The sequence below is a fragment of the Pseudomonas brassicacearum genome (assembly GCF_003732225.1).
GTDB lineage: Bacteria > Pseudomonadota > Gammaproteobacteria > Pseudomonadales > Pseudomonadaceae > Aquipseudomonas > Aquipseudomonas brassicacearum_E.
Map to the genome: position 1 here is coordinate 70,802 of NZ_MOBJ01000009.1, position 17,414 is coordinate 88,215.

The 17,414-nt window shown below is 60.1% G+C and carries 13 protein-coding genes; 5 read left to right on the forward strand and 8 right to left on the reverse strand.

Annotated features, from left to right (window positions below):
• Positions 1-5 precede the first annotated feature (5 nt).
• The 3 genes from BK659_RS13890 to BK659_RS13900 all read right to left on the reverse strand — a co-directional run bounded on the left by BK659_RS13890 (position 6) and on the right by BK659_RS13900 (position 3,359).
• Positions 6-1,217 carry a nitrate/nitrite transporter gene (locus BK659_RS13890; protein ID WP_123425636.1) on the reverse strand — a complete coding sequence of 404 codons (1,212 nt, stop codon included), beginning with the start codon at positions 1,215-1,217 and terminating at the stop codon, positions 6-8.
• Positions 1,218-1,556: 339 nt separating this feature from the next.
• Entirely contained in the window at positions 1,557-2,132 is a 576-nt protein-coding gene (locus BK659_RS13895; RefSeq protein WP_123425637.1) for an ANTAR domain-containing response regulator, read from the reverse strand.
• 15 nt (positions 2,133-2,147) lie between these two features.
• On the reverse strand, positions 2,148-3,359 hold the full coding sequence (locus tag BK659_RS13900; RefSeq protein ID WP_123426080.1) for a CmpA/NrtA family ABC transporter substrate-binding protein: 1,212 nt from the start codon (positions 3,357-3,359) through the stop codon (positions 2,148-2,150).
• Between the two features lie 247 nt (positions 3,360-3,606).
• Here BK659_RS13900 and BK659_RS13905 point away from each other — a divergent pair, with 247 nt between their 5' ends.
• Positions 3,607-4,626: a quinone-dependent dihydroorotate dehydrogenase gene (locus BK659_RS13905; protein WP_123425638.1), complete on the forward strand. Its 1,020-nt coding sequence runs from the start codon at positions 3,607-3,609 to the stop codon at positions 4,624-4,626.
• 242 nt (positions 4,627-4,868) lie between these two features.
• On the opposite strand, the gene rmf is transcribed toward BK659_RS13905, so the two are convergent.
• On the reverse strand, positions 4,869-5,084 hold the full coding sequence (gene rmf, locus BK659_RS13915; protein ID WP_003223300.1) for a ribosome modulation factor: 216 nt from the start codon (positions 5,082-5,084) through the stop codon (positions 4,869-4,871).
• Between the two features lie 545 nt (positions 5,085-5,629).
• Here rmf and rlmKL point away from each other — a divergent pair.
• Both rlmKL and BK659_RS13925 read left to right on the forward strand, forming a co-directional pair.
• On the forward strand, positions 5,630-7,900 hold the full coding sequence (gene rlmKL / locus BK659_RS13920; RefSeq protein ID WP_123425639.1) for a bifunctional 23S rRNA (guanine(2069)-N(7))-methyltransferase RlmK/23S rRNA (guanine(2445)-N(2))-methyltransferase RlmL: 2,271 nt from the start codon (positions 5,630-5,632) through the stop codon (positions 7,898-7,900).
• Between the two features lie 138 nt (positions 7,901-8,038).
• A complete protein-coding gene (locus BK659_RS13925; protein ID WP_123425640.1) occupies positions 8,039-10,438 on the forward strand; it encodes a sensor domain-containing diguanylate cyclase in 2,400 nt (799 codons plus the stop codon).
• A 136-nt stretch (positions 10,439-10,574) separates the two neighbouring features.
• On the opposite strand, the gene dacB is transcribed toward BK659_RS13925, so the two are convergent.
• The gene (gene dacB, locus BK659_RS13930) at positions 10,575-12,035 is read right to left on the reverse strand and encodes a D-alanyl-D-alanine carboxypeptidase/D-alanyl-D-alanine endopeptidase (protein WP_123425641.1); all 1,461 of its coding nucleotides are present in this window, start codon (positions 12,033-12,035) and stop codon (positions 10,575-10,577) included.
• 235 nt (positions 12,036-12,270) lie between these two features.
• Between dacB and BK659_RS13935 the strand changes: the two genes are divergently transcribed.
• Positions 12,271-12,615 (forward strand): YggL family protein, encoded by a 345-nt coding sequence (locus BK659_RS13935; RefSeq protein WP_054593237.1) that lies wholly within the window; start codon positions 12,271-12,273, stop codon positions 12,613-12,615.
• A gap of 205 nt (positions 12,616-12,820) precedes the next feature.
• On the opposite strand, the gene BK659_RS13940 is transcribed toward BK659_RS13935, so the two are convergent.
• On the reverse strand, positions 12,821-14,011 hold the full coding sequence (locus BK659_RS13940; RefSeq protein WP_123425642.1) for a benzoate/H(+) symporter BenE family transporter: 1,191 nt from the start codon (positions 14,009-14,011) through the stop codon (positions 12,821-12,823).
• 248 nt (positions 14,012-14,259) lie between these two features.
• On the opposite strand from BK659_RS13940, the gene BK659_RS13945 reads away from it, so the two are divergent.
• Positions 14,260-15,024: a GntR family transcriptional regulator gene (locus BK659_RS13945; RefSeq protein WP_123425643.1), complete on the forward strand. Its 765-nt coding sequence runs from the start codon at positions 14,260-14,262 to the stop codon at positions 15,022-15,024.
• A 191-nt stretch (positions 15,025-15,215) separates the two neighbouring features.
• Here BK659_RS13945 and guaD read toward each other — a convergent pair whose 3' ends face one another.
• Together guaD and xdhC are read right to left on the reverse strand one after the other, a co-directional pair.
• Positions 15,216-16,520 (reverse strand): guanine deaminase, encoded by a 1,305-nt coding sequence (guaD, locus tag BK659_RS13950; RefSeq protein WP_123425644.1) that lies wholly within the window; start codon positions 16,518-16,520, stop codon positions 15,216-15,218.
• Positions 16,521-16,543: 23 nt separating this feature from the next.
• Positions 16,544-17,386, reverse strand: coding sequence for a xanthine dehydrogenase accessory protein XdhC (xdhC, locus tag BK659_RS13955; protein ID WP_123425645.1), 843 nt, complete (start codon positions 17,384-17,386; stop codon positions 16,544-16,546).
• Between the last annotated feature and the right edge of the window lie 28 nt (positions 17,387-17,414).

Consider the following 17,414-nt stretch of genomic DNA (forward strand, 5'->3'; position numbering starts at 1 on the left):
ACGCATCATACCCGCGCGGCGGTCACGGCGGCCGAACCCCATGTGGTTCTCCAGCGGCGCTTGACCCCGTGCAAGCCGAACCAGGCCAGAACACCGAGGCTGGCGAACAACCACAAGGCCAGCTGATAGCTGCCGGTGCTCTGCTTGATCGCCCCCATGCCTGCCGCGAGGGCGAAGCCGCCGATGCCGCCCGCCATGCCGATCAGCCCGGTCATCACGCCGATTTCGCGCCGAAAGCGCTGCGGTACCAACTGGAACACCGCGCCATTGCCCGCGCCAAGGCCGAGCATGGTGCAGACGAACAGCACCAGAGCAGCGTAGGAACTCGGCAGGTTGAAACCCACGGCAGAAATGCAGATCGCCGCGACGGTATACATGATCAACAAGGTGCGAATACCACCGAAGCGATCTGCCAGTGCGCCGCCGAGAGGTCGCATCAAACTGCCGCCGAACACGCAGGCCGCAGTGTAGTAACCGGCGGTGACCGGGCTCAGGCCGTATTGGTCGTTGAAGTAGCCGGGCAGGGCGCTGGCCAGGCCGATGAAACCACCGAAGGTCACGCTGTAGAAAAACATGAACCACCAACTGTCGCGGTCACCGAGAGCCTTGAAGTAGTCGCTCATGGACTTGGCTTTCGGCCGTTCCGGTGCATTTTTCGCCAGCCAGGCGAAGATGATCAGCGTCAGGATCAGCGGGATCAGCGCGAAGCCGAAGACGTTGCTCCAGCCAAATGAGGCAGCCAATATCGGGGCGATCAGCGCGGCGAACACGGTGCCTGAGTTGCCCGCGCCGGCGATGCCCATGGCTTTACCTTGATGCTGCGGCGGATACCACTGCGAAGCCAGGGGCAGGGCTACGGCGAACGAAGCACCGGCCATGCCGAGGAACAGGCCCAGCAGCAGCGCTTGTTCGTAGCTGTGGATGCCGAGTTTCCAGGCGCCGAACAGCGCGCAGATCACAATCACTTGGCCGATCAACCCTGCAGTTTTCGGCGACAGGCGATCCGCCAGCAAGCCCATCACGAAGCGCAAGAAGGCCCCGGCCAGAATCGGCGTGGCTACCACGAGTCCGCGTTGCTGGGTCGTCAGGTGCAGGTCAGCGGCGATTTGCACCGCCAGCGGGCCGAGCAGGTACCAGACCATGAAGCTCAGGTCGAAATACAGAAAGGCCGAGAAGAGTGTCGGGGTATGGCCGGATTTCCAGAAGCTTGAATTCATCGCGCACCTCAGCTGTGAAGAGTCTCGAAGGGAGTCATGAGCTTTGCGGTGGGGCGCCGCGACGGCCGCACCACCGGCCCCGGGCTGTGGGGCCAAAACGAAAAAACGCCGCAACCCGCTGCGCTTGCGCGAAAGGGGTGTGCGACGTCTTTGTCGTAGGTGGGGCAACCGCCGTTGGTTACCTGTGTGGTTTACGTAGCGAGATCTGTGCCAACAGCGCAGACCGTGGTGCGGCCAATCGCGAGCAAGCTCGCTCCCACAGTTGATTTGTGTACGACGCAATTCCCCTGTGGGAGCGAGCTTGCTCGCGATGGCGTCTTCGCAGGCACCGCAAGGGCTTCAGCCCAACAACTCACTCATGGCAATGATCTGCTCGGCCACCTGGATCAGCTTCTGCTGGCGGCTCATGGCCTGGCGGCGCATCAGGGTGTAGGCCTGCTCTTCATTGCAGTCCTTCATTTTCATCAGCAAGCCCTTGGCCAGCTCGATCCGCTTGCGCTCGGCCAGTTGCTGGTCGCGGGCCTGAAGTTGGGCGCGCAGGGCCTGATCGCTTTCGAAGCGCGCCATGGCCACGTCGAGGATCGGTTGCAGGCGTGCGGCATGAATGCCTTCGACGATGTAGGCGCTGACGCCGGACTTGATCGCCTGACGCATCACGCCGGGGTCGTGCTCGTCGGTAAACATCACGATCGGCCGAGGCTGGTCGCGGCTGACCAGTACGACTTGCTCCAGTACATCGCGGCTCGGTGACTCGGTATCGATCAGGATCACGTCCGGACGCACCGTTTCGACGCGCGCAGGCAGGTCGATGGTCAAGCCCGACTCGTCGATCACCTCAAACCCGGCCTCAGTCAGTGCCGCTTTGAGTCGCCCGACCTTTTTCGCCGTGTCGTTGATCAGCAGGATACGCAGCATGTTTGCAGGCTCCTGTCAGCGGCGGGCGAGAAGGGTGGAGGTGTCGGCCATCGCGTGCAGCCTGAAACTGCGGGCATACGCCGCCGGGTCCGAACCATTCCATATTTTACCGTCGATCAACTGGCTGCTACGCATTTCGTGACCCTGGGCCGCGACGCCCAGCGCACTGGCTGCGTCGCGGTAGACGTCGAGTTGCTGAACCTGACGCGCCACTTGCAGGTAGTCCGGGTCTTCGCGCAGCAAGCCCCAGCGGCGGAATTGGGTCATGAACCACATACCGTCGGAAAGGTACGGCAAGTTGACGTCGCCGCCAGCGTGAAAGCGCAGCGCGTGAGGATCCTGCCAGCGATTGCCGAGGCCGTCGGCATAGTCGCCCAGCAAGCGCGGTTCGATGCAGTCCAGCGGCGCGTCGAGGTATTCGGCAGCGCTCAACAGCTGCGCAGTGCTGCGGCGATTTTCCACGCTTTGTTCGATGAAGCGGCTGGCCTCCAGAATTGCCATGACCAGCGCCCGAGCGGTGTTCGGGTATTGCTCGACGAAGGCGCGGGTGCAGCCGAGGACTTTTTCCGGGTGGTCGGGCCAGATGGTTTGGGTCGTCGCCAGCGTGAAACCGAGGTTCTGCTTCACCGCACTGGCGCTCCAGGGTTCGCCGACGCAGAAACCGTCGATCCGTCCGGCCTGCAAGTGCGCGACCATTTGTGGCGGTGGCACCACGACGCTGTCGACATCCAGCAACGGATGGATGCCCTGGCTCGCCAGCCAGTAATACAACCACATGGCGTGGGTGCCGGTGGGGAAGGTCTGGGCGAAGGTAAGTTTTGGGCGACTTTGGTGCACGTGGCGGTCCAACGCTTCAGGACTGGTCACGCCCAGCCCTTGCAGGCCATGAGAGAGGTTGATGCTCTGGCCATTCTGGTTCAGCCCCATGAGCACGGCCATGTCCGTTGCCGCAACGCCGCCGATACCCAGGTGCACCGCATAGATCAAGCCATACAAGCTGTGGGCGGCATCGAGTTCACCGCTGACCAGTTTGTCCCGCAGGTTGGCCCAGGACGATTGGCGCTTGAGGTTCAGGGTCAACCCGTAGGGTTGGGCGAAGCCCTGAGTCGCGGCAACCACCACTGACGCACAGTCGCTCAGGGCCATGAAGCCAAGGTTGATCGCGGTTTTTTCCGGGGCATCGCTGCCGTTGACCCAGGCCAGCGGTCCTGCTTCAGGTTCAGTCATCAAATAAGCACCTTGCATGAAAAAGCGCCGTACCCAGGCCCGTGTGCACACCAGGCCAAGTGACGACGCCGTTGTCCTTTCCAATCGCAACCTGGCACTCATCCCGCCATTGGCATGGGTGCTGGTAAGAAGGTTGGTGCAAGGCATATGCCACTGACAGCTGATTTAATCGTGCGCCTCGCTTGCGCCCCCGATGCACGGCTATAATCGCCGCCTTATTTCGCCGCCAACCGAGTCAAACCCGCCCATGTATACCCTGGCCCGCCAACTGCTGTTCAAACTCTCCCCGGAAACCTCCCACGATCTGTCCCTGGACCTGATCGGCGCAGGTGGGCGTTTGGGTCTCAATGGCTTGCTGTGCAAGGCGCCAGCGCAGATGCCGGTGAATGTCATGGGCCTGGACTTCCCGAACCCGGTGGGTCTGGCGGCCGGCCTGGACAAGAACGGTGCGGCCATCGACGGGTTTGCCCAATTGGGTTTCGGCTTCGTCGAAATCGGCACCATTACCCCGCGTCCGCAACCGGGCAATCCAAAGCCACGGATTTTCCGCTTGCCGCAGGCCGAAGCGATCATCAACCGCATGGGGTTCAACAACCTCGGCGTCGATCATTTGCTGGCGCGTGTGGCGGCCGCCAAATACAAGGGCGTGCTGGGGATCAACATCGGCAAGAACTTCGACACGCCGGTAGAACGTGCGGTCGACGACTACCTGATCTGCCTGGACAAGGTCTATGCCCACGCCAGTTACGTGACGGTCAACGTCAGCTCGCCGAACACCCCGGGCCTGCGCAGCCTGCAATTTGGTGATTCGCTCAAGCAATTGCTCGCGGACCTGGCTCAGCGCCGGGAAGAACTGGCGCTACGCCACGGCAAGCGTGTACCGCTGGCGATCAAGATCGCTCCGGACATGACCGACGAAGAAACCGCTCAGGTGGCGCAGGCACTGATCGAAACCGGCATGGACGCGGTGATCGCGACCAACACCACCCTGAGCCGCGTAGGCGTCGAAGGCATGGAGCACGGTGACGAGGCGGGTGGTTTGTCTGGTGCACCGGTGCGCGACAAGAGCACTCACACAGTCAAGGTGCTGGCGGCCGAGCTGGCCGGGCGTTTGCCGATCATCGCGGTCGGCGGCATTACCGAAGGCAAGCACGCGGCTGAGAAAATCGCTGCGGGCGCCAGTCTGGTGCAGTTGTATTCGGGCTTCATCTATAAGGGCCCGGCGCTCATCCGCGAATCGGTGGATGCTATCGCGGCCTTGCGCTGATCCCTGTGGGAGTGAGCTTGCTCGCGATAGCGGTTTAACATTCAACAATGATGTTGGCTGAAAGTCCGTCATCGCGAGCAAGCTCGCTCCCACAGGTATGTTTGCAGCTCAAGTTTGGGGTTTTGAAGGCATAAAAAAGGGCTCCTCGAAGGAGCCCCTGGGCCGAAGCCCGCCGTCCGGAGAGGACGTGCGTGGTTAAGTCGTTACATAATCAGATTGTCGTGTCGGAGTGTGTGCCCTGTTTAGCCGACGGCGTGAAGTTCGTTGAGTCTATGGATTCCCGCAGTGCCGGTCATACCGTCCCAGTTGTCGCCGCGTCCTTCTCGCCAGCCGTTGATCCAGGCTTGACGTACCGACGGTAGAGTAAAGGGGCAAAGCTCACGGGATTTTCCACCAACGCCATATTGATATCCGCGCAAAAATGCTCTTTCCAACGGATCACGCTTAAGTCTTCTCATAGGGTGTTTCCCTCACTTGTTGACTGTATTTGTCGCGTCGACCTCTATCGAGGTCAGGCAGAAAAATTTCTGCCGTTGGTGGCTCGCTGCCGGCGTCACGAGCCAAGGTGTTGACGTCGTTGCGGCGTCAACCTGTATTGAGTTCTAACCAATGCGTCACATCGAGGGAATGATCGTTTTGTCATAAGGACGTAACGATAATGATGCTAAGGCCATAAGTAACACGATGTAATTCCCGTGTTCATTGACCAAAGCTCGCTATGATCAGCCTTTCACTGGATGATGAGGCTAATCCTTTAGTGAGAATGTCCACCCGTTGCACTCGGGTACTATTCGACGAAGGGTCGAGTTATGACATTTTGTTGCATAGAATTTCTTATCTGCCCGGGCATCTAAGCTCATTCAACCGGTTGGTTGGCTGTGCGGCCAGGGTGGGACGGCACACTTTCGTGCCACGCGAGCGCTCTTCAAGAAAAGCGCTTGATTGAAAAACGAGCGGTCAATGCGTTGCCCGTTCACTTATTGCTAAAGGCCCTGGAACTCCCATGTCGGATCGTTACGAACTCTTCCTCACTTGCCCAAAAGGCCTCGAAGGTCTGCTTATCGAGGAAGCCGTCGGGCTTGGCCTTGAGGAAGCGCGCGAGCACACTTCTGCCGTGCGCGGCATGGCCGACATGGAAACGGCTTATCGCCTGTGCCTGTGGTCACGTCTGGCTAACCGGGTGTTGCTGGTGCTCAAGCGTTTCCCGATGAAGGATGCCGAAGACCTGTACCACGGCGTACTGGATATCGAGTGGCAGGACCACATGCTCAATGACGGCACCCTGGCCGTTGAATTCAGCGGTCACGGCTCGGGCATCGACAACACCCACTTCGGCGCCCTGAAAGTGAAGGACGCCATCGTCGACAAGCTGCGCACCCCGTCGGGCGAGCGTCCGTCCATCGACAAGCTCAACCCGGACCTGCGCATTCACCTGCGTCTGGACCGTGGCGAAGCAATCCTCTCCCTCGACTTGTCTGGCCACAGCCTGCACCAGCGCGGCTATCGCCTGCAGCAAGGTGCGGCGCCGCTGAAGGAAAACCTCGCGGCGGCGATTCTGATTCGTTCCGGCTGGCCACGGATTGCGGCTGAAGGCGGCGCTCTGGCTGACCCGATGTGCGGTGTCGGTACGTTCCTCGTCGAAGCGGCGATGATCGCCGCCGACATGGCGCCGAACCTGCGCCGTGAGCAGTGGGGCTTCACCGCCTGGCTCGGTCACGTGCCGGCGTTGTGGAAAAAACTTCACGAAGAAGCCACCGCCCGCGCCGCTGCCGGCCTGGCCAAGCCGCCGCTGTGGATTCGCGGTTACGAAGCTGACCCACGGCTGATTCAACCGGGCCGCAACAACGTCGAGCGCGCAGGCCTGAGCGAGTGGATCAAGATCTACCAGGGCGAAGTCGCAACCTTCGAGCCGCGTCCGGACCAGAACCAGAAAGGCCTGGTGATCTGCAACCCTCCGTACGGCGAGCGTCTGGGCGACGAGGCAAGCTTGCTCTATCTCTACCAGAACCTCGGCGAGCGTCTGCGTCAGGCTTGCCTGAACTGGGAAGCAGCGGTGTTCACCGGCGCGCCGGATCTGGGCAAGCGCATGGGGATTCGCAGCCACAAACAGTATTCGTTCTGGAACGGCGCCTTGCCGTGCAAATTGCTGCTGATCAAAGTGCTGCCGGATCAGTTCGTCACCGGTGAGCGTCGTACCCCGGAACAGCGTCAGGCTGAGCGTGAACAGGCTGCCTACGATCAGTCTCCGGTCGAGCCGCAAGAGCGTCAGTACAACAAAAACGGCAATCCGATCAAACCTGTACCGGCGCCGGCTCCTGTTGTTGAACAGGCGCGCCTGAGCGAAGGCGGGCAGATGTTTGCCAACCGCCTGCAAAAGAACCTCAAGGCCATGGGCAAGTGGATCAAGCGCGAGGGTATCGACTGCTACCGTGTCTACGATGCCGACATGCCGGAATACTCCATGGCCATCGACCTCTATCACGACTGGGTCCATGTTCAGGAATACGCGGCACCGAAGTCGATCGATCCGGAAAAAGCCTCGGCGCGTATGTTCGACGCGCTGGCAGCCATTCCGCAGGCCTTGAACATCGACAAGAGCCGCGTGGTCGTCAAGCGTCGCGAGCGTCAGAGCGGCACCAAGCAGTACGAACGCCAGAGCGCGCAGGGCAAGTTCACCGAGGTGAACGAAGGTGGCGTGAAGTTGCTGGTCAACCTGACCGACTACCTCGACACCGGCCTGTTTCTGGACCACCGTCCAATGCGTCTGCGGATTCAGAAAGAGGCGGCCGGCAAGCGCTTCCTCAATCTGTATTGCTACACCGCAACCGCCAGCGTCCATGCGGCCAAGGGCGGTGCGCGCAGCACCACCAGCGTCGACCTGTCGAAAACCTATCTGGATTGGGCACGCCGCAACCTGTCGCTGAACGGTTTCTCTGACAAGAACCGCCTGGAGCAGGGCGATGTGATGGCCTGGCTGGAAGCCAATCGTGACGAGTTCGATATGATCTTTATCGATCCACCGACCTTCTCCAACTCCAAGCGCATGGAAGGGATTTTCGACGTCCAGCGTGACCACGTGCAGTTGCTGGACCTGGCCATGGCCCGTCTGGCGCCGGGTGGCGTGTTGTATTTCTCCAACAACTTCCGCAAGTTCCAGCTCGAAGAAAACCTCACGGCGCGCTATGCCGTCGAGGAGATCACCGCACAAACCATCGACCCGGACTTTGCCCGTAACGGCAAGATCCATCGCGCCTGGAAAATCATGGCGCGCTGAGGTCTGATTGGATCCATAGAGCCTTGATTTTTCGAGGCTCTGTGGTCTTTTGGCGCTGGCTAATCTAGTGGCTAATAGCTATAACTTCACTCAAAGCCAAGGTGACACCAAAGCACGCCGGCGTTTTGAGTTTTGCTTATGCCGTTGCACGCCGTACGACCCAAGATCCTGGGCTTCATCAGCGAAGAGGTTTCGGCCTCGCTAGTTGCGCTGCTGGTTCTACTGGCTGGCGGCGTGCTGACGGGGCTGCTCGCCTGGGCCAGCCTCAATGCGCACCATCAACAGATGGCGCAGAACTTTCAATTGCTGGTCAACGAGCGCAAAAGCCGGATTACCGAGCGTTTCGACGATCAGGAACAGCGCCTCGATAGCTTGCGGCGATTCTTCGTCAACTCCGAATCGGTTTCCCGTAAAGAGTTCGACGGTTTTACCAAAGCACTGTTGCAAAGAACTCAGGCCTACGCCTGGGCGCCGTCGGTTGCCCGCAGTGAGCGTGCCGCGTTCGAACTGCGGGTGCGTGAGCAGGGTAAAACAGGGTTTTCCATCCGCGACCTGACGCCTTCCGCAGAGTTGCAACCTGCCACCGAACGGGATGAATACGTTCCGGTGTTGTACAGCCAGACGCAAAGCTCAAAAGGCGCGCCGCTGGGTTTTGATTTGCTCTCGGAACCGCTACGTCGCGCAACCCTGCAAAGGGCCCGCAACCTGAACGCGATGGCGGTGTCCGAGCCCACGCACCTGCTGGGTGTCGATCCTGAATACGCCCGTGGCGTGCTGCTGGTCGAGCCGGTTTTGCGCAATGCCACAGCGTCTGCTCATGATGCCGTGCCCCTTGGTTACGTGTTGGCAGTGATCAGCATGCGTCAGTTGGTGGCCGATGGTTTTCCGATGCCAGGTCAGGACAACCTTGTGGTGCAGATTCGCGGTCAGGCGCAGGGCGGTCAGGCAGAAGCGCTCTACGAATCCACTAACCCAGTGGCGAATCAACCGTTGCATTACAGCTCGATGTTGCGCCTGGGCGATCATGTCTACGATCTCGACATCCGCACCAGCGCGGTGTTTGAGCGTGCCAATCATTCGGCGGTTACCAGCCTGATCGTGATGGGGGCACTGTTGAGCGTGCTGCTTAGTGCCTTGCTCTACATTCTGGTCAGTCAACGGCAACGAGCGCTGGCGCTGGTTGAGCAGCGTACCCGCGAGTTGCGCCTGCGTGAGCAGGAGTTGAACAGCGCTCATGGGCAGTTACGCGGAGTGCTGGACGCTGCGACCCAGGTGGCGGTGATTGCCACTAACCTGCACGGTGTGATCACGACCTTCAATGCCGGTGCCGAGCACATGCTCGGTTATCGCAGCGGCGATGCACTGGGGCATATGACTCTGGAAAGCCTGCACCTGCCCCTTGAACTGGAGGCGCGAGCGGTGGAGCTCAGTCAGCGTTACGGCAAGCCGGTGCCGAACTGTCAGGCGATGCTGGTGGAAGGAGGCGATGCGGGTGGGCACGAAGCGCGTGAATGGACCTTGGTGCGTCAGGACGGCAGCCATCTGACGGTGAACATGCTCGCCACCGCCGTGCTTGATGAACAGGGGCTTTGGGTCGGGCATCTGGCGATCTGCATCGACATCACCGAGCGCAAGCGCGTGCATGAAGCGTTGGCGGCGCGCGATTTGTTGCTCAAGAAACTCAGCGCGCATGTGCCGGGCGGTATTTATCAGTTCAAGATGGCGGCGGACGGGCGCTTCAGTGTGATCTACGCCAGTGACGGCATCCGTGATATTTACGAGATCGATCCAGACGTGCTGCAACAGAATGCCGAGGCTATTTTCGAGCGAATTTATCCGCAGGATGTGGCTCGGGTGCGCGCCTCGATCCGGATCTCTTCGCAAAAGCTCAGCCCGTGGCGCGAAGAATACCGTGTGCAGTTACCCGTACGTGGCCTGCGTTGGGTGCGCGGTGAGGCAACGCCGGAAGAACTGCCCGGCGGTGGAGTACTGTGGCATGGCTATATTTCGGATATCTCCGACCTCAAGCGGGTCGAGGAAGAGCTGCGCGCATTGTCGGTGACCGACGCGCTGACCGGGATTCACAATCGGCGCTATTTCCAGGAGCGGCTGACCACGGAAATGGCTCGGGTCGAGCGCGGTACCGGGGAATTGGCGGTGATCATGCTCGATATCGATCACTTCAAGCGCATCAATGATGTGTACGGCCACGCGGCGGGCGATCGGGTATTGCAGGCAATCTGTCAGCGCATCCGCCACCGCTTGCGGCGTACCGATGTGTTCTGTCGCCTGGGGGGCGAGGAGTTTATGGTGCTGTGTCCTGACACCGACGGGCAGCACGCCCATACGTTGGCCGTCGAGCTATGGCAGAGCTTACGCAATACGCCGATCGACGGGCTGGGGACGGTGACTGCGAGTTTCGGTATCGCCAGCTGGCGCTCCGGAGAAGGTGCCGATGCCTTGCTGTTGCGCGCTGACTCGGGGGTTTATGCGGCGAAGCAGGCCGGGCGGGATCGGGTTGAGATGGAGTTGGCGTAAGCCGTTTGCACACAAGCTTTTGTGGGAGCGAGCCTGCTCGCGATGAACGATGACACGGTCATTCTGATACACCGCGTTGCCCGCATCGCGAGCAAGCTCGCTCCCACACTGGATCTGTGGCGTTTGATGGATCGGCTTAAAGCGCCGACTCGGCTGTCGCCAGTTTCGGCTGGCGGTACAGATCCAGCAGCACCTGATCAAGCACCGTATGCGCGCCAAATGGCGCGGGATCGTTGAGGATCGCGACCACCGCCCAGGTGTTGCCGTTGCTGTCGCGGCTGAACCCGGCAATAGCGCGCACGGTGTTCAGGGTGCCGGTCTTGACGTGTGCTTCACCCCTCATCGCGGTGGTCTTGAGGCGTTTGCGCATGGTGCCGTCCATGCCGCTGATCGGCAGCGAACTGACGAACTCGGCCGAGTACGGGCTTCTCCAGGCGGCTTGCAGCATGCTCGCCATCTCACGAGCGCTGACCCGTTCTGCACGCGACAGACCGGAACCGTTCTCCATCACCAGGTGCGGCGCGGTGATGCCTTTCTTCGCCAGCCACTGCCGGACTACACGTTGTGCGGCTTTTGCATCGTCAGGATCAGCGTCGGTGCGGTATTTCGCGCCCAGGCTGAGGAACAGCTGCTGAGCCATGGTGTTGTTACTGTATTTGTTGATGTCGCGGATGATTTCCGCCAGGTCCGGCGAGAACGCCCGGGCCAGTACCTTGGCATCTTTCGGCACGGCGGCCAGACGATCCTTGCCCTGAATGCTGCCACCCAGTTCCTGCCAGATCGCGCGTACGGCGCCAGCGGTGTAGGTTGCGTGGTCGAGCAGCGAAAGGTACGTCTGCGAGCTGCAACCGTCGGCCAACTGGCCCGCGACCGTCACGGACACGCTGCCGTCGGCCTGAGTCACCGGGTTGTAGCGCACGCCACCCGAGCACTGTTTGCCGCTGAGCGCTTTGACCTGGTTGTCGATGCGAATGCTGGCGATCGGAGGCTCGACTGATACCAATACCTTGCCCGAATCGTTACGAGCTACGAAGCGCAAGGCCTTGAGGTTGACCATCAGCGCGTCGGGCTTGACCAGGAACGGCTTGTTCTCGTCTTTACCATCGTCATTGAATTCAGGAAGTTGCGGCTGGACGAAGAAGCTGCGATCCAGCACCAGGTCACCGGTGACTTGCTGCACGCCATTGGCCCGCAGGTCACGCATCAGCAACCAGAGTTTTTCCATGTTCAGCTTCGGATCGCCGCCGCCCTTGAGGTACAGGTTGCCGTGCAGGATGCCGCCACTGAGGGTGCCATCGGTGTAGAACTCGGTTTTCCACTGGTGATTCGGGCCAAGCATTTCCAGCGCGGCGTAGGTGGTCACAAGCTTCATGGTCGAGGCCGGATTGACCGAAACGTCAGCGTTGAAAACGGTCGCTGTGCCGGGGCCATTGAGTGGAATCATCACCAGCGACAGGGCGCTGTCCTTCAACTTGCTGGCTCTGAGAGCCTTTTCAACATTGGGTGACAGGGCTGTGTTGGTCGGGGCAGCGGAAACCGGGAAGGCCAGAGGCACAAGCAGGCTGGCGAGAAGCAATGGACGCAAAGATTTGATCATCTGAAGTAAAACCCTACAGCCGAGGGGAAAAAAGATGAGGGCATGAAGATAAATTCCCTCAGTGGTCACGAAAGTGTCGGCATTATGCCCCAAGGTATGGCGCCTTGTGCCGTACACAGAGGGCTGAATCCGCTATTTTTTTTACCGGCGGTAGGCACAAGTTCCCAGAGAGTCGGGCAAACAGCGGCTTAAACTGCTAAAGTGCCGCCCGTTATTACTTTTGAGGATTGTTCCAATGGCGACTAACCGTTCCCAGCGTCTGCGCAAAAAACTCTGCGTCGATGAATTTCAAGAGCTGGGTTTCGAACTGAACCTGGATTTCAAAGAAGATCTGGCTGATGAGGCTGTTGACGCTTTCCTCGACGCGTTTCTGAAAGAAGCCATGGAAGCTAACGGCCTCGGCTACGTTGGCGGCGACGACTACGGTCTGGTTTGCCTGCAGAAACGTGGCTCGGTCAGCGCAGAACAACGCGCCGCCGTTGAAGCCTGGCTGAAAGCCCGCACCGAGCTGACCAGCGTAGAAGTCAGCCCGTTGCTGGACGTTTGGTACCCGGAAAAGCCGATCAATCCGGTAGCTTGATGTTCTGAACCAGCGATCCGTTCGGGTCGCTGGTTTGCTGTCCCTGTACAGTGTTTCGATTTTCCCCTTTCATTGAATGATGCCTCGGTGTTGTTGGCCGGGATTTTTTGCGTCTATCAGAATGCTATCGCGAGCAAGCTCGCTCCCACAGTGATTTTGTGAACGACACAAATCAAATGTGGGAGCGAGCTTGCTCGCGATGCTTTTAGGCCTTGCGCCAATTCAGAATCATCAGTGTCACCACCCCCGCCACAATCCCCCAGAATGCCGAACCGATGGAAAACAGCGTCAACCCCGACGCAGTGACCATAAAGGTGATCAATGCCGCTTCACGTTCTTTCACTTCGCTCATGGCGATGCTCAGACCATTGATGATCGAACCAAACAGCGCTAGCGCGGCAATCGACAGCACCAGCTCTTTCGGCAGGGCGGCAAACAATGCGGCCAGGGTTGCACCAAAGACCCCGGCAATCCCGTAGAAAATCCCGCACCAGACGGCCGCGGTGTAACGCTTGTTGCGGTCTTCATGGGCATGCGGCCCGGTGCAGATTGCTGCGCTGATGGCTGCCAGGTTGATCCCGTGGGAGCCAAATGGCGCCAGCAACAGCGAGGCGATGCCGGTGGTGGTGATCAGCGGCGAGGCCGGCACGTTGTAGCCGTCGGCACGCAATACGGCGATGCCGGGCATGTTCTGCGAAGTCATGGCGACCACGAACAGTGGAATGCCGATGCTGATGGTTGCCGCGAGGGAAAAGTGCGGAGTGGTCCAGACCGGGGTCGCCACTTCGAGGTGGAAACCGCTGAAGTCCAGCAGGCCCATGAAGCCGGACAGTACCGTGCCGATCAGCAGCGCTGCCAGCACCGCATAACGCGGCGACAGGCGTTTGACCACCAGATAGGTGAAAAACATCCCCAGCACCAGGCCGGTGCGATGCTGGGCGGCGACGAAGATTTCGCTGCCGATTTTGAACAGGATCCCCGCCAGTAACGCGGCCGCCAGGGATGCCGGAATGCGTTTGACCAGACGTTCGAAGCTGCCTGTCATACCGCAAAGGGTGACGAGCACGGCGCAGGTGATGTAGGCGCCAATCGCCTCGCCGTAGGTCACGCCCGACAGGCTGGTGATCAGCAACGCCGCACCGGGCGTCGACCAGGCGATGGTGATCGGTGTGCGATAGCGCAAGGACAAACCGATCGAGCACACCGCCATGCCAATCGAAATCGCCCAGATCCATGACGAAATCTGCCCGCTGGTCAGGCCCGCCGCCTGGCCAGCCTGGAACATCAGCACCAGCGAGCTGGTGTAGCCGGTCATCATGGCGATGAACCCGGCGACGATGGCCGAAGGTGAAGTGTCGGCCAGTGGGCGAAGTTGCGCGTGAGTGGCGTCGGTCATGGCGCGGTGTTTCCTTGTTCTGTTGAAAATCCCGCCCCCTGCATATGCCACGGGGTTGGTGTTCAAGCCTAAACTCAAACGTGACGGGGCGTTGCAATACAGCCGGGAGCGTATATGGCCGTACAGTCGTGTTGCCACCACCGGTTGTGTACAATGTGCTGTGTTTTTTACGCAATACTTGCCAGCGACCCACTGTGCCGTATTACAGTCACAGTTAATTCGCCGCAGTTCTCCCGACTCGAGTGCCCATGAACGAACAGTTGCAGCCCCTCAAGAAACAACCGCGAGCAGGTAAAGCCGGCCGCAGCGGAACCCAGGACGATATCGTCTATGCGCATATCTTCGAGGCCATCCTCGAACAGCGACTGGCGCCCGGTACAAAATTGAGCGAAGAGGCGCTGGGAGAGATTTTCGGGGTCAGCCGCACCATCATTCGTCGTGCGCTGTCACGTCTGGCCCACGAAGGGGTGGTGCTGTTGCGTCCCAACCGTGGCGCCGTGGTTGCCAGCCCGAGTGTTGAAGAGGCTCGTCAGGTATTCATGGCACGGCGTCTGGTTGAGAAGGCGATCACCGAACTGGCAGTCGTACACGCGACCGCCGAACAAATTGCCGAGCTGCGGCAGATGGTCAACGACGAGCGCGACAGCTTCTCCCGTGGCGACCGCGGTGCCGGTATCCGTCTGTCTGGCGAGTTCCACCTGAAACTGGCCGAGGCGGCGAAGAACGCCCCGCTGATCAGCTTCCAGCGCAGCCTGGTGTCGCAGACTTCCTTGATCATCGCCCAGTACGAAAGCGGTAACCGCTCGCACTGTTCCTACGATGAACACACGCAGTTGATCGATGCCATCGAGGCCCGCGACGCCGAACTGGCGGTGAACCTGATGATGCATCACATGGATCACATCGACAGCAAGCTCAACCTCGACGAAGAAAGCGCCTCGGACGATTTACACGCGGTGTTCTCGCACCTGTTGCAGACCAAGAAGCCAGGGCGGTCGACCGCCAAGCTTTGAGTTGAATCAACGCCACCGAGTCGCGCCTATCGCGAGCAAGCTCGCTCCCACAGGGTTTTGTGCTGAATGCAAATTCTGTAACCACTGAAGATCAACTGTGGGAGCGAGCTTGCTCGCGATAGCGGTCTGACAGGCGATAAAAAAATCCCCCGCAACCAACGATTGCGGGGGATTTTTTATGTCCGCGAAACCTAGCGCTGGTGAACGAGATTCCCCGCCGCATAAGTCTGCAGAACAGTCCGGTCATCCCCCAATGTCATCAGCACAAACAACGTCTCGGCGATGGTATTGGCTTGTTTCAGGCGATAGCTGAGCAGCGGTGTGGCGTTGTAGTCCAGCACCAGGAAGTCGGCGTCGGTGCCCGGGTGCAGGGTGCCGATCTTGTCTTCCAGACGCAGTGCGCGGGCGCCGCCGAGGGTCGCCAGGTACAGCGATTTGAACGGGCTCAGGCGTGCGCCTTGCAACTGCATGACTTTGTAGGCTTCGTTCAGGGTTTGCAGCAGCGAGAAGCTGGTGCCGCCGCCGACGTCAGTGCCCAGGCCCACGTTCAGGTTGTGCTTCTCGGCCATCGGCAGGTTGAACAGACCGCTGCCGAGGAAGAAGTTCGAGGTCGGGCAGAAAGCGATGGCCGAGCCGGTTTCAGCCAGGCGTGCGCACTCGTCGTCGCACAGGTGCACGCCGTGCGCGAATACCGAGCGCTTGCCGAGCAATTTGTAGTGGTCGTAGACGTCCAGGTAACCCTTGCGCTCCGGGAACAGCTCCTTGACCCATTCGACTTCCTGCAGGTTTTCACTGATGTGAGTCTGCATGTACAGGTCGGGGTATTCGCTGAGCAACTGGCCGGCGAGGGTCAACTGTTCCGGGGTGCTGGTCGGTGCAAAACGTGGCGTCACCGCATAGTGCAGGCGGCTCTTGCCGTGCCAGCGTTCGATCAGTGCCTTGCTTTCGACGTAGCTGGATTCAGCGGTGTCGGTCAGGTAGTCCGGCGCGTTGCGGTCCATCATCACCTTGCCGGCGATCATCCGCAGGTCGAGCTTTTCGGCGGCTTCGAAGAACGAGTCCACCGATTGCGGGTGCACGCTGCCAAACACCAGTGCGGTGGTGGTGCCGTTGCGCAGCAGTTCCTTGATGAAAATGCCGGCGACTTCTTCGGCGTGGGCCTTATCGGCGAACTGGCTTTCGCACGGGAACGTGTAGGTGTTGAGCCAGTCCAGCAGTTGTTCGCCGTACGCGCCGACCATGCCGGTTTGCGGCAGGTGAATGTGCGTGTCGATGAAGCCAGGAGTGATCAGAGCGTCCTGATAATGAGTGATTTGAATGTCGGCGGGCAGACTGGCAAGCAGTTCGCTGGCGTGGCCGATGGCACTGATCTGGCCGTTTTCAGTCACCAGCAGGCCATCTTCGAAATACTCGTAAGAGGCTTCGATGCCAACCACGGCTGGGTCGGCGATGCTGTGCAGAATGGCGGCGCGGTAGGCTTTGCGAGTCAAAGGCATTGTTGTTCTCGGTTCGTGGCTTTTTAGTTCGAAGCGTGGCTGCGGCGTGAGGCGGGCAGCAGTTTGGCAATAGGTTCGGCTTTCGCGGTGTGCTGGCCGAAATTCGCGTTATAGGTGGCGATGATTTCACCGGCGATGGAAATGGCGATTTCCACCGGCAATTTACCTTTGACCTCGCCCAGCCCCATCGGGCAGCGCATGCGTTGCAGCACGGCGTTGTCGAAGCCGCGCTCGCGCAGGCGGTGTTCGAACTTCACCCGTTTGGTCTTCGAGCCGATCAGGCCGAAGTAGGCGAAGTCGTTGCGCTTGAGGATCGCCGCGGTCAGTTCCAGGTCGAGCTGGTGATTGTGGGTCATGACGATGCAGTAACTGCCAGCGGGCAGGTCGTCGATTTCGTCCACCGGTTCTTCGGCGACGATTTTACGCACGCCATGGGGGATCTGTTCGGGGAACTCCGCTTCCCGCGAATCGATCCAGCGCACGCGGCAGGGCAGGCTGGCCAGCAACGGCACCAGCGCCCGACCGACGTGGCCGGCGCCGAATACGGCGATCTGCGCTTGCACCTGGCCCATGGGTTCGAACAGCAACACGGTGACGCCGCCGCAGCATTGACCCAGGCTGGCGCCGAGGGTGAAACGCTCCAGATGGGTGTCCTGTTTGCCGCTGGCAAGCATCTCCCGTGCGACCTGCATCGCCTTGTATTCCAGATGCCCGCCACCAATGGTATCGAACGCCTGCGTGGCGCTGATGACCATCTTCGAACCGGCATTGCGCGGCGTTGAGCCGAGCTCTTCGATGATGGTCACCAACACGCAGGGTTCACCCTGGGTTTGCAGGTCGGCGAGGGCGTCGATCCAGTTGTACATGTTTTCACCCCTACAACATTGTTGTCTG